We start from the raw sequence: 13,598 nt of genomic DNA, 5'->3' as shown, positions 1-13,598 counted from the left end.
TTATCAAGCAGCCATAGGTGAGGCATAATTTGGCTCACGATCCAGCTCTTTTGCCGCAGTGATAGTCATCACAACATTATAAATAAACAGAATAAATCCTAACAAATACAATGTACCCCCAATACCACGAATGACATAATAAGGGAATAAAACTCTAACAGTGTCAATGAATTGATAGGTAAGATTACCATATTGGTCTACATCTCTCCACATCATCCCTTGTGTGATACCTGATACCCACATACTAGAGAAATAAAGCACAATCCCTATCGTCATTATCCAAAATTGAATATCCATGATTTTTTTAGAATAAATCTCTCTTTTGAACATTCTTGGAACCATATGATAGCAAGCAGCAATAATAGTGAATCCAACCCAACCAAGGACACCATCATGAACATGCCCAATAATCCAATCAGTAAAGTGAGCCAAAGCATTGACTGACTTGATAGCTTGAATAGGTCCCTCAAGAGTAGCCAACATATAGAATGTAGAAGCTAAAACTAAAAATTTAATCAATGGAGACTCTTTAAGCTGGTGCCATTGTCCTCTCATCGTAAGAAGCATATTGATAGCAGTCCCCCAAGAAGGTAAAATCAATATAACTGAAAAAACTGACCCTAAAGTTTGTACCCAATCTGGAACGGTAGAATAAATCACATGATGCCCACCTGCCCAGATATATACAAACATCAAACTCCAAAAAGAAAATAATGTTAATTTATAGGAAAAAATAGGTTGTCCAGATTCTTTAGGCAAGAAATAATAAATAATCCCTATGATACCTGAAGTTAAAACAAAAGCGACCGCATTATGCCCCCACCACCATTGAATCATCGCATCATTGCTTCCTGAATACATTGAAATAGAATGCCAAAAACTCCCTACACCTGCCACAAAATAAGTTGGTACTGCAAGGTTATTAAAAATGTACAAAACTGCTATAGCAGTGAATGTGGCGATAAAATACCATAAAGAAATATAAATAGTTTTCTCTCTTCTAACCCCCATACTACCAAACATACTCACTCCCCATAACACCCAAACAATCACAACTAAAATATCAAGAGGCCAAATCATTTCAGCATATTCTTTAGACTGTGTCAAGCCAGCAAACAAACTAATAACAGCCAATACCAACAATACAATATAAAGCCAAAAATGCAAGTAGCCTATAAATTTAAGGAAAGGATGTTGATGGTATGTTATCTTTAACACCCTCTGTCCCAAATAATACCAAGCTGCCCAAATCCCACTGAGTGTAAAACCATATATCACACCATTAGTATGAAGTGGTCTGAGTCTTCCAAATATACTATATTCACCTGCTATATAGTTCAAATCTGGAAAAGCCAATTGGAATGCCAATACAACACCTATCAACATCCCTATAAAACCAAACGCCATTGTTGAATACAAAAACAACTTGGCGATAGAGTAATCATACTCTAAAGTAGCACTATTCTGCATCTGTTCTCCTTTTTGTGTTTGTTCTACTTTTTACTAGAGATAGAAACAACCCTTAATTTTAATCTTTTTTCTTAATTTAGAGCTTAAAAAATCACTAAACACACAAAAAATAAAGGATATACCCTCAAATTATTGATATTCAGCAAATTTTTTTTTCAAACATGTCTGCATTTCTTTAAACTCAATCCCATTATCATGAAAATAAAGATAAATTTGAGGTCGGATTCTTTTAGGTATTTTATTCTCTCGTGTAATATTTTTAAATCTCTTGGGCAATATTGGAGGGTTAATCATTTCTCTACAGACAAAAATCCACATTTGATTGTTCTGGATAATATATTTTTCACCAATCCCTAAAGAAAAATTTGTCTTCAAAATTTCTTCTCTTTGTTTTGCAGAAAGCACATAACCCATTTTTTTAAGTATTTTATCTACCCAATAAAGATTTGTTATATCTGAATCGCATTTAAAATAATAAATCCCCGCCCAAAATAAAATTTCTTCCTTCTTGTAAAGTAAAGATTTTTCAACCCTCAAATATTCAAAAGACTTCAAGATGCCATTGCCATATTTTTCAATCAGATCATTGCTATAAGATAAACGAAAAGCATTGCGTTTATAAATGCTATCTTGATTGCTTATATCTTCATAAAATTTATAAGAACATCCATATTCATAGATTTCATTTTTAGATACATTCATTAGAGGACGAATAATTTGATAGCTGCCCCTATCCTCTATCCCTTCAAAACCAAGCAAAGTATTAAGCCCACAACCCTTGCTCAATTGCATCAAGAACCATTCTAATCTATCATTAAGATGATGGGCTAAAAGAAGGTATTCATACCCATATTCCTTGATAAGATTTTCAAAAAAAGCATATCGAATCTCTCTAGCCTTTCTCTCAAAATCACCATCAATCTTATTGGATTGCCATACAAAACATTTTTTTTTATAAAATTTAGCTAAACTTTGTGCATAAGCAACCTCATCCTTACTAGAATCCCTGATCTGATAATCCACAATCGCTATATCAAAACAAATATTACTTTTAAGCAAGGCAAAAAACAATGAAACTGAATCCACTCCACCAGAAAAACCCAAAAGATTCTTAGTGTTTTGAATTTTATCAATAAACTTGAGCTTTAACATCCAAGTTTTCTTATCACTTTTCCAAATATAAATCCATCTTTAGCCTCAGACAGCATAGCATCATAATAGCCTGACTTCAAGCTCAAATCGTCCAGTTCACTATCATTGATAAGTATCTCTCCATCAACTTCAGGAGCCCATCTGATATCTCTAGCACTATAAAGATATTCACTCACTTGACTTTTTCCTTCTAAGAGAATGGGATATATATTTGAAATCATCTCTTTTTGGAGCTTTTTTTGTTGATTTAAAATGATTTTATTAATCATATTGATACGTTTGTTGATGATTTTGGTTTGGATCTTGCCTTCCATTTTATCAGCAAAAGTGCCTTCTTCTGAAGAAAAAGCAAAAATATTAAGCCTATCAAAAACAAAATTTTTCAAAAACTCATAAAGCTCATAAAACTCTTCTTCACTCTCCTGAGGATGTCCAACAATCACAGTACTCCTTACAAAACTTCCCTTTACCTTTCTCATCGCTTCAAGCAATTCTATATGCTTAGCTTTATTGACTCCACGTTTCATTTTCTTAAGCATTGTATCACTGATGTGCTGGATAGGCATATCAAAATAATTCTGGAAAATTTTTGAATCTGCAATTTTTGCTATCAATTCCAAAGTCGTGGTTGAGGGATAAAGATAAAGAATCCTAGCACTTTTAGCTAAATTTTGCTCATCAATAGCCCCAATAAGCTCAATCAAACCTTTATCATTCTGCTTATCCCTCAAATAAGAACTAGAATCTTGAGCAATCAAGGTAAAATCTAAAAACCCCTCAGCACTTAATCTCTCAATCTCTCTTAAAACCGAATCAATACTCCTGCTTTGAAGCCTACCTTTAAAGCTAGGTATCGCACAAAAACTACAATTTTGATTGCAGCCTTCAGAAATTTTTATATAAGCGTGTATTTTAGAACCTGTGATGACCCTATTGATATTTTCATCAACTAAATAAACATTATCAGAGATTTGACCCCTTCTTTGAGAAACCATCAAATCAATCTTATCATAATCCCCTACCCCAGTAATAATATCAATCTCAGGGATAAGGTTTTTGAGTTCTTCTTTATAACGTTGGCTCAAACATCCACTCACCACTAATAAAGCACCCTTTTTTCTCGCTGCTGAAGCTTGTAAAATTGTCTGGATACTCTCTTCTTTTGCAGATTGGACAAAACCACAAGTATTGATAAGAATCACATCTGCCAATTCTAATGAATCTGTGATTTTATAATCCCTAAGTTTGCCAAGCATCACTTCAGAATCAACAAGATTTTTTGTACAACCCAGAGAAATAAAATATATATTTTTACTCAAGAGCGACCCTCTAACATATCCACTTCCCAAAAAAAGTCAATCCATTCAGGAGGTTCTTTGAGGTAAAAATCTGCAGATATTTCTGCAGTAAGTTTTTGAAAAATAACTGCGGAAAAAAACTTTTGATTGGGGTAGGATAAAGTTAATTTTTGAACAATTTCCCCCAAACTCCTCCCGCTATCAACAATCTCATCAATAATCAAAATTTTTTCGCATTGGGATTTGATGTTAGGCATATTCTCAATAATTAAAGAACTTTGGACATTTGTATCGCTATAAGAAATTGCATTGATGGTATAAACTGACCTTAAATTCCAAGCCAAAGAAAGCATATGACTCATCACCATTCCTCCTCTAGCAATACAAACAATACCATCAGGAATCCCTATTTTTTTTTCCACCATTACCTGCAAATCTTTAAGATCATTCAAAAATTCACCATAAGAATAATACATCTGCCCTCCCTAAGCAAAATAATTCTGCAAAAATACTATATTTGCTTGCCCATCAAACTTCCTTATGCCAAGCTTATCCAATGCCAACTCAATAGCATTCACTACCCACAAAGCCTCATTAATAGCGATAATACCCATATGATTGATACGAAGAATAGAAGTTTTTAGTTCATCCTGCCCACCAGCTACATTGACATCAAAATCACTTTTCAATACTTTACGTATATCACTCGCATAAGTCTCATTAAAAATTGTTGTCATAGCCAAAGCAGGTTTTTTAGGATAAATCTTCATCCCAATTGAAACAAGTGCTGATTGCGTGGCAATAGCTCGCTTCTTAGTATGAGCATATATCGTCTGTATTCCTCCGATTGATTCAACCTGCTCAAAATACTTTACAAGACCAATCACAAGAGTTGTAGGTGCAGTCCAAGCTGTAGTATTTGCTCGCTGATTTTTAAGCTCAGTCTTAAGATTGAAATAAAATCCAATATTCCTTTGCTCGACTTTTTGAATACCTTTTTGACTCAACCCAATGATACTCATTCCTGGCGGGAGCATAAAGGCTTTTTGACTACCACCAATAAGAGCATCTATATGGATAACATCGATCTCTTCTACACCCATTGCAGTAATCGCATCAACAATCACCATTATATCAGGATTAAAATTTTTCACTGCCCTAGCTACTTCCTCAACAGGATGCCTAAGTCCTCCAGCAGATTCACAAACCTGTATACTTAATGCATCAATTTCAGGATTTTTTTGAAGAATATCTAAAACTTCTTCCACACTCACAGGTGTATCCCAATTATTTTTGATTTCAACATTCTCTATTGCATAAGCTTTAGCTATCTTGCCAAACCTTTCACCAAACTTACCGCTATTGATACTCAAAAGCTTTTTACTACATAAACCCAATACACAAGCTTCCATCGCTCCACTGCCACTGCTTGCTAACATTAAAACTTCTGGCATTTTTAAAAGTTCTTTGAGTTTTTTTTGAGCTTGAGCAAAATAAGCTTCAAATTCTGATGTTCTATGATGGATAGTTGGTTTTGCCATCTCCAATCGGATTTCTTCTGAAACGGGCGTAGGACCAGGAGTAAAAAGCAACATTTTCCTTCTCCATAGTAAAATATAAGCTTGTATTATACAACAATGCCCTCAGAGTTAAAATTAAAAACCGCATTTGCATTCAAAATTATTTTCTAAAAATCTATTTATAAAATATTCATAAAATACACATAGTTTTTGAGTCTAATTCAATAGCCAAAATAAACAACTTAAACTAGGAAAAATAAAATGAAAAAAGCATTCGTTTCAATTTCTATTAGCTGCATTTTATCAAGTCTTGCAATCGCTGATAACACAAAATGGAGCTACGATGGAAAAAATGGTCCTAAAAATTGGGGAAAAATTGCTGATGAATACATAAGCTGCGAAATTGGTCAATACCAATCACCTATTGATATTGATCGTCATATTGAAATAAAAAACCCTAAAGAAATCATCTTTAAATATGGTAAAAATGTAAAATCCGCTACTGATAATGGACACACGATTCAATTAGATTATAACCCTGGCAATTATGTCAAAATCAATAATGACACTTACGAATTACTCCAACTCCATTTCCATTCACCAGCTGAAAATTTAATTCAGGGGAAACAATACCCTCTATCAATGCATATTGTCCATAAAAACAAGGAAGGCAAACTATTAGTCATTGGAATCAAATTCAAAGTTGGAAAAACAAATAAAATCTTATCACCCATTTGGGAAAAAATGCCCAAAAAACCAGGTGAAATTACCTATCCAAAAGATTTTGACCTGAGTAAACTCATACCAGAAAAGGTAGGTTATTACCATTTCAATGGCTCATTAACAACCCCTCCTTGCACAGAAGGTGTGAGTTGGTTTGTCCTCAAAGAAACTCTTGAGATTTCAAAAAATCAATTACAAAAAATCCAAAGCCTCATGCAATACCCCAATAACAGACCCATCCAACCTAAGAACAATCGAATCATCATCAAACAATAAAAAAGATAAATCCAATGACTTTTTGAAGGTTAAATACCTTCAAGTATTTTTAGATTCTTATAAATGGGCAATCTTTTTTTAATATTTTTACAAAGCTCTTCTAATTCTTTGAGATTTTCTTCTGCAGTTTGGAGGGTTTTGCCATCTTTTATAATCCTATTTCCTTGAGAATCCAATATTTTCCAAATAATTTTTGCATATTCTTTATGATCTGATATTTGATTTGAATAATTTGATAAGAAAAGCTGCTCAAAATGAGCTACCTCTATCCCTTCACCAATAGCTGCAGAAGCAAGGTAAGAAATATTATTGCTTATTTTAGCTTTTTGTAAAATTTCTTTATTGATTGCATAAGTTTTTTGCAAGCAAGATTGGATAATCTTATCATCTTGCACCTCACGCAAAATATTCAGCATATTCAAAACCATCAATGATTCAATAAGCCCCCCCCCCTGCAGTTCATCAAATTTTCCTTTTAACTCTTGCTCAATTTGACCTATTGTTTTTGGAGTGTGATCACCCAATATATCCAACAAGGGTTCATAAACTTCTTTTTTTAAATCAAGTTTTCCAATATCAAGCTCTATAGAAAAATTAACCTCATCTTTGGGAACAGTCAAAATGACTCTTATTTCTTTGAGCCTTTTTTGACATTCTTCTACACTTAATCTTTGAGCTCCTTTTAGCCAATAGTCTTTCCTAAAAGAAGTATTATGGATGAGATCTTTAAGGTATTCTTTAAAATATATATCTTCTATAGAATTCAATAAAGCATTTTGTTCAGGTGTAAATATTATAGTATTTTGAAGAATAGAAAATATATTAGCTGAAGAAAGGAATTTTAATCTAGCAGATTTGAATGACTCAGAAATCTTTAGAAAATCCATAATGTCCCAAGAATCATTCATAAATTCATGGATCAAATAAGCCCCACTCATTTTCTTAAATTGCTCAACTTTTCCTTTAAGCCTAGGATTATTTGCTATAAAGTTTGCATTTAAACTAGAAAGCTTATCAAAAAGTTCAAAACCTATACCTATACCACTCACTGGATTTTTTGTTTTGGGGACCATATAATTAGCAACATTTTTCAAAAACCCTCTAAAAGGAATCAAATTTGCAAAACCTGGAAAAACATTGTAACTCGCATACACTGCACCCCCAGCTCGAAGCTTTTTATCCACAAATTTCAAAATCAAATCACGATTTTTCTCATTCACCCAACTATAAACCCCATGAAAACAAATAAAATCAAAATCGGGCAAATCAGTTCGATGAAAAAATTCCTCAAAAGAATCTGAAAAAAGCTTTGCATTATTACCTGAAATGTTGGCTAAATCAGAAGCAAAATTAGCTTGAGAAACATTGAAATCTGTCCCATACCATTGAATATTGGATGCAGATGCATTGATATTAATATTCATTCCATTTCCATATCCCAATTCACAAGCGTTTCTTATTTCAGGAGGCTTAACACCTTGTAATAAACATGCAAATCTGAATGCGAGTGGGCTTTGTTCTCTAAAATAACCATAATTGTAATCAATTTCTGTTCTATAACCATTGGTATCCATAATAAAACCTTTTTTATAAAATTAAATGATTTTAAATTATATAACAAAAAATACATTTCTAACTATAAAAAATTTTAACCTTAAAATATATTTATTTTGTTTGAAAAATATATCTATCAAAGATTTCAATCAAGAAACTTACAATTAGATTATGAGTGATAATTTTCTTGATTGAAATCTTTGATGACTTCATGATACATTTTTTCAGCTTTTTGCATGGATTTTTCTAAAGAATATTTTGAAGCACTTTGGGTATAAATTTTCCCCATATTTTCACGTTCTTGAGGGTTTTCTATCCAATAATCAATCTTCCTTGCTAAATCTTTTGGATTATTAGCTTCAAATAAAGAACGCTCATCAAGGGCAAATTGTCCTGTAGCTGAGATTTTACTATCAGAAATAATAGGCACAATACCACAGGCTATTGCTTCTAAGCAAGCAATAGCTTCACCCTCAACATCTGCAGCATGGACATAAATATCACTCATATGCAAGATTTTCAATAAATCCTCTGGCTGAGAAAATCCAAAATCGACATCATTTTGGAGAGTTGCTGCCATTTTTCTAAGTCTATTTTCTGTAGGACCACTCCCTTTTAGATGAAGCTTGATTTTAGAGGCATAAGCACTAAGCTTCACAGCCTCAATCAAAATATCTTGACGTTTTTCATTTGAATACCTGCCTACCATTGTGATATGGATAAATCCATCATTATTTTTTTTCTCTTTAATGGATGTATAAAGCTCATCAAACCCATTAGAAATTATATATTTTTTAGCTTCATACCCTGCTTTGGTGATCTCATCAGCGATCAAAGCTGATGGGCAATGTATATGCTTGATATGACGATAAAATCGCATCTTAAAAAGCCAAAAAATAAATCGATTCAAAAATCCCAAAGATTGCAATCTCATATTATAAGTGATGTGTTCTGGCTGAAGATGAAAAGCTGCCATATAAGGAATATTCATCAATCTAGCAATCCTAAGTGCTACGATCTCAAGCTTAAAAGGCAAAAACAAATGCACAATATCTGCCCCTTTAAACGCTTCTTGAAATATCTTCACATTAGGTTTACCAAAAATCATCCGCTGTCTGCGTGAAATCTCACTAACCAAAGGAATATAACGTTCACCTACAGCATAATAGCCTTTTCCTTTAATATGGGGAGCAATAACCCTAACCTCATGCCCTCTAGCACTCAAAGCATTGGCAAATCTAAATGCAGTCATTGAAGTTCCATTACTTTTATCTGCAAAACTATCTACAACAAGCACTATAATCATTAAGCTTCCTTGTCCTCTTTGAGCTTGAGTCTAAAAAGCTTTTTATCAAAAATGGCTATATAAAAAATAGCATCAAAAATTTTAATATCAAGCAAAAAACCCTCAACTTTCACCTCACATTTTTTTGCCTCACCTTGAATTGCATTCGCTTTAAAAACAAGTTCATGTCCATACTCTATAGGGGCTAAAAACTTTGTTTCTGAGCTAATGATGATGCTATTTTTCTTATTAATAGCACACATTGCAGTATAAGCAGCAGCACTAAAAACAAAACCTGGATGAATACTCTCATCATCATAAATCATTGTTTCAGTTGGGACAAAAAATACCTCTGCTTTATTTTTTGATAAAGACAACAATTCACCATATAAAGAAACATCAATCTTATTATAAATAATAGGCTTGTCTTTGAGTGTGATATTTTTTTCATCTTGTTGTATCTGTTCATCCATTTTTTATCCTTTTGAACTTAAAATACGCCCGTTTAGGAGCAGGATACCCTTCAATTGTTTTACTCATATCTTCAACATCCAAAAAAGACTCCAAACTCAAACCATCTATCCATTTTGTTTTTCTCTGTTCATAGATGGTGGTTTCTTGTTGTCCTAAAATTTGCATTTCTCTAAAACCAACCCTTTCTCCCCATCCTAACAAAGTAGATATAGAAGGGATAAAATACACATTAGACATCTTTGCATAAGTTTTTTTAGGGCAAAGGGCTACCTCATCTTTACTATCAATAATTAAAGTATCTAAAATCAATTCCCCACCTTCATTCAATCCAGCAAAAAGAGATTTCAATCCAGCAATCGGATCGCTTCGATGATACAACACACCCAAACAAAAAATAACATCAAATTTTTTAGGATAGTGCCTAATATCCTCAACACCTAAAGATTCATAAGTAATATTTTGCTTCAAAAAAGTATTGATAAAATCAAATTGCATTTTATAAAAAATACTTGGATCAAAGCCTAAAAGACTCTTTGGATTCATTTTAGCCATTTCAAACAAATAATATCCATTGTTGCATCCAATATCTACAACATCTTTTCCCTCTAATTGGACAAATGGAGCAATCAATTCCCATTTGATATAACTCCTCCATTCTGTATCAATGAATAAATCTCCTAAATAAAAAGGACCCTTCCTCCAAGGCTTCAAACCAATAGCAATTTCTTCTAACAAATCAAGAGCTTCTTTGTCTAAAAGATTTTCAAAATTCACCCTAATGCCCTGGTCGGAGTAATATTCAAACCCATCTAGGGGTAATTTATCTGATAAAACATCCAACTTTTGTTTCAATGAAATCAATGTTTTAGGAAAACCCTTCGGAATACTATTTAAAATAACGCTCATTATATACTCAAAAAAGGGGTAAAACCGGCTCAACATATGGAGTAGTGATGATATCTATGAGTTCTTTATTTTCAAGCCCCAAAACAAGTCCGAAATTATAATTTTCCTGTTTGAGTAAACTATTCAAATCAGATTTTTCTAAATAGACTTCATTTTGAGCCATCATATCAAAAACACCTTCATAGCCTTTTGGCAAAAATAACATCAATTTTCCCCATTTAGCATTAATGGCAATATAAGCGACATATTTTTTAAATTTTTCAATATCACTTTCAGTTATCACAACCCGATCTGTCTGCCCATAGCCAACAAGCTTGGCATAAGCATTTATAAAATAAGGCTGCATATAAGCAATATGAGAAAAATTCCTCAACTCAAAAATAATTTTATTCATCACACATAAATCAATAATACTGCTCAATTCGGGTAAAAATAAACTAGGTAATTTTAAATCATATTGGGCAAGTTTATAATGTATTTTAGTCTCAAACAAAGTAGCAGTAAGGACTTTAAAAGGTTGTTCTGTAGGTAGAACTGCTTGATTGTATTCAAGCACCAAATCTAAAAGTGCCTCATTTTTTATAAAAATCCCTTCAAGATATTCATCCTTATTTATAAAACTCAAAAGCTCTTCTAAATCATTATCAAAAAATCCGATCTTAGGATCAATAATGATTTCTGAAGCAATGGCATACTCAATCTCAGAAACAAAATAAATTGCAATCTGATTGCTCAAAAATTGATAACGAATCAAACGAATAATAGCATCGTAGACAGATTTTACTTTAATCCAAGCAATTTCCCCATCCACCATTTGTACATATTTGTCATAAACAATCCCATAAGCACCCAAAGCAATAGCACCATCAATCTCATCAGGATTTTTTGCTATAAAAAGACAACCTCTTTTGACCTCTGAAATTCGAATAGCCACCCCCTCAAATGAGCTAATAGCAGGCTGACTTGAAAGCTCTCCATTGATAATCTCTATTGCTTCATTTACTCTCACTAACTTACCTTACTTCCATTTTCTTTATGTATTTTTGGGGCAAGCAAAGCAAGTCCTTCATTATCTTTACTTGCAAGCACCATCCCTTCACTCAACTCACCCATCAATTTAACTGATTTTAGATTTGCCAGGACGCATACCTGAGATCCGATCAAATCCTCTGGTTGATAAAACTTCGCAATTCCTGAAACAATTTGACGCAATCTGCCTTCTCCTAAATCTATCTGAAGCTTAAATAATTTATCACTTTTGGGGATTTTAACTGCTTGTATGATTGTGCCTACACGAATATCAAGCTTAGCAAAATCTTCAATATCTACAATAGGAGCCTGATTATAATTTTGAATTTTTGGGAAATTGAGAGCATCAGACTCTACTGGGAGTTCAATTTTTGGGAACAATGGATCAATTTTTTGTATATTAAAAGTTTTTAAGATACCTTTATTCATGATCAATTCTTTATAATTATTATATGAAATATCTACCTTCAGGCAAGAAGCCATTTTTTTAGCAGTATTTGGCATTATCGGATAAAGAAAAAATATAGCCTTAGCAAGGATATTAGCAATAAAACATAAAAGTGCTTGTGTTTTTTCAATATATGCTTGCTTCATCAAATTCCAAGGTTCATCCCTGCTAATAAGACCATTTGCAAGCACAAATGTTTTCCAAAGTTCTTCAAGGTATTTACTTACTTGCATTTGCTCCATCAAAATGGGCAACTTTTCCAAAATCAGATTCAACTCATTAAGTTCATTTTGATAAAATTGGGTGAGTTTTTCAGAACTAATCTGCAATGAAAAATATTTTTCACCCATCCCAATCAAACGATTCACAAGATTGCCCAAATCATTACTCAAATCAGAATTTATCCTTTCAAATAATGCCTTTTTTGAAAAATCACCATCTTGCCCAAATGGTACTTCACGCATCAAAAAATACCTCAATGGATCTACCCCACAAACTTGAACAATATCTCTAGGGTTGATGACATTCCCTAGACTTTTGCTCATCTTTACCCCTTCTATTGTCCACCATCCATGTACGTAAATATGCTTGGGCAAATCCAACCCTAAGCTCATCAAAAATGCAGGCCAGTAAACAGCATGGAATCTTAAAATATCCTTACCTACAATATGAATAGCATTTTTCCAAAAATCCATTTTCTTTTCATCAATACCATAGCCTAAAGCACTCACATAATTAAGCAAAGCATCCAACCAGACATACATCACATGTTTTTCATCTTTTAGATTCTGAGGTAATTTTATCCCCCAGTCAAAACTTGTCCGAGTAATAGAAAGATCATTAAGTCCTCCTTCAACAAAACGCATCACTTCATTTTTCTTGTGCAAAGGCAAAATGCAATCAGGGCATTTGTTATACCATTCAAGAAGCCTTTCTTCATAGCGACTCAAAGCAAAAAAATAACTCTCTTCTTTGAGCAAAATAGTGTCTTTACCACAATCTGGACATTTTCCAGATGTTGATTGGATTTGAGTAAAAAAACTCTCACAGCTCACGCAATAATGCCCCTCATACTCTCCTTTATAAATATCACCTTTTTCAAACATCCTCTCAAATGCTTTTTGCACACTGATTTTATGATGACTGTCAGTTGTCCTAATAAAATAATCATAATCAATACCCAGCTCATCCCAAAGTCCTTGAAACTTCGCACTGATTTCATCTACATAATTTTTTGGTGTTTTCCCTTTCATTATAGCTGATTGCTCAATCTTTTGCCCGTGTTCATCTGTGCCTGTAAGGAAAAAAACTTCTTCTCCTAAAAGCTCATGGTATTTTTTTAGCATATCAGCAATGAAAGTTGTATAAGAATGTCCAATATGTGGGATATCATTCACATAATAAATAGGGGTTGAAATGAATGTTTTCATTTTTTTCCTTCGGTTTTCACTCTTACAATTATA

At 33.0% G+C, this 13,598-nt stretch carries 11 protein-coding genes and 1 pseudogene; 1 reads left to right on the top strand and 11 read right to left on the bottom strand.

All coding sequences use genetic code 11. The features are described 5' to 3' along the window. Positions 1 to 3: 3 nt before the first annotated feature. The 5 genes from ccoN to BKH44_RS03075 form a co-directional block, all read right to left on the bottom strand. Entirely contained in the window at positions 4 to 1,470 is a 1,467-nt protein-coding gene (gene ccoN, locus BKH44_RS03095; protein WP_095269968.1) for a cytochrome-c oxidase, cbb3-type subunit I, read from the bottom strand. Positions 1,471 to 1,599: 129 nt separating this feature from the next. Further along, the gene (tilS, locus tag BKH44_RS03090) at positions 1,600 to 2,622 is read right to left on the bottom strand and encodes a tRNA lysidine(34) synthetase TilS (protein WP_095269966.1); all 1,023 of its coding nucleotides are present in this window, start codon (positions 2,620 to 2,622) and stop codon (positions 1,600 to 1,602) included. Then, positions 2,616 to 3,941, bottom strand: coding sequence for a 30S ribosomal protein S12 methylthiotransferase RimO (rimO, locus tag BKH44_RS03085; RefSeq protein ID WP_095269964.1), 1,326 nt, complete (start codon positions 3,939 to 3,941; stop codon positions 2,616 to 2,618). Before rimO ends, tilS begins: the two co-directional genes overlap by 7 nt. Next, on the bottom strand, positions 3,938 to 4,396 hold the full coding sequence (locus tag BKH44_RS03080; RefSeq protein WP_095269962.1) for a phosphoribosyltransferase family protein: 459 nt from the start codon (positions 4,394 to 4,396) through the stop codon (positions 3,938 to 3,940). The genes rimO and BKH44_RS03080 overlap by 4 nt, the downstream gene beginning before the upstream one ends. A 9-nt stretch (positions 4,397 to 4,405) precedes the next feature. Continuing rightward, a complete protein-coding gene (locus BKH44_RS03075; RefSeq protein WP_095269960.1) occupies positions 4,406 to 5,515 on the bottom strand; it encodes an alanine--glyoxylate aminotransferase family protein in 1,110 nt (369 codons plus the stop codon). A 186-nt stretch (positions 5,516 to 5,701) separates the two neighbouring features. On the opposite strand from BKH44_RS03075, the gene BKH44_RS03070 reads away from it, so the two are divergent. Beyond that, positions 5,702 to 6,439, top strand: a complete 738-nt coding sequence (locus BKH44_RS03070; protein ID WP_095269958.1) for a carbonic anhydrase family protein — start codon at positions 5,702 to 5,704, stop codon at positions 6,437 to 6,439. A gap of 29 nt (positions 6,440 to 6,468) precedes the next feature. On the opposite strand, the gene BKH44_RS03065 is transcribed toward BKH44_RS03070, so the two are convergent. From BKH44_RS03065 to metG, 6 genes and pseudogenes are all read right to left on the bottom strand, one after another. Continuing rightward, on the bottom strand, positions 6,469 to 8,013 hold the full coding sequence (locus BKH44_RS03065) for a methyltransferase regulatory domain-containing protein (protein WP_095269956.1): 1,545 nt from the start codon (positions 8,011 to 8,013) through the stop codon (positions 6,469 to 6,471). A gap of 149 nt (positions 8,014 to 8,162) precedes the next feature. Beyond that, on the bottom strand, positions 8,163 to 9,299 hold the full coding sequence (locus BKH44_RS03060) for a glycosyltransferase (RefSeq protein WP_095269954.1): 1,137 nt from the start codon (positions 9,297 to 9,299) through the stop codon (positions 8,163 to 8,165). Then, positions 9,299 to 9,751, bottom strand: a complete 453-nt coding sequence (locus tag BKH44_RS03055) for a thioesterase (protein WP_095269952.1) — start codon at positions 9,749 to 9,751, stop codon at positions 9,299 to 9,301. The genes BKH44_RS03060 and BKH44_RS03055 overlap by 1 nt, the downstream gene beginning before the upstream one ends. Beyond that, positions 9,744 to 10,658: a tRNA 5-methoxyuridine(34)/uridine 5-oxyacetic acid(34) synthase CmoB gene (gene cmoB / locus BKH44_RS03050; protein ID WP_095269950.1), complete on the bottom strand. Its 915-nt coding sequence runs from the start codon at positions 10,656 to 10,658 to the stop codon at positions 9,744 to 9,746. Before cmoB ends, BKH44_RS03055 begins: the two co-directional genes overlap by 8 nt. Before the next feature lie 7 nt (positions 10,659 to 10,665). Next, on the bottom strand, positions 10,666 to 11,667 hold the full coding sequence (locus tag BKH44_RS03045; protein WP_095269947.1) for a hypothetical protein: 1,002 nt from the start codon (positions 11,665 to 11,667) through the stop codon (positions 10,666 to 10,668). Continuing rightward, positions 11,667 to 13,589: pseudogene (gene metG / locus BKH44_RS03040) on the bottom strand (methionine--tRNA ligase); the annotation flags it as partial. The gene BKH44_RS03045 and the pseudogene metG, both read right to left, overlap by 1 nt. Positions 13,590 to 13,598 lie beyond the last annotated feature (9 nt).

Origin of the sequence: Helicobacter sp. 13S00477-4 (assembly GCF_002272785.1) — a bacterium.
Lineage (GTDB): Bacteria > Campylobacterota > Campylobacteria > Campylobacterales > Helicobacteraceae > Helicobacter_J.
Note: the sequence above shows the minus strand (reverse complement) of the source record. Positions and strands in the feature narration are given on the sequence as shown.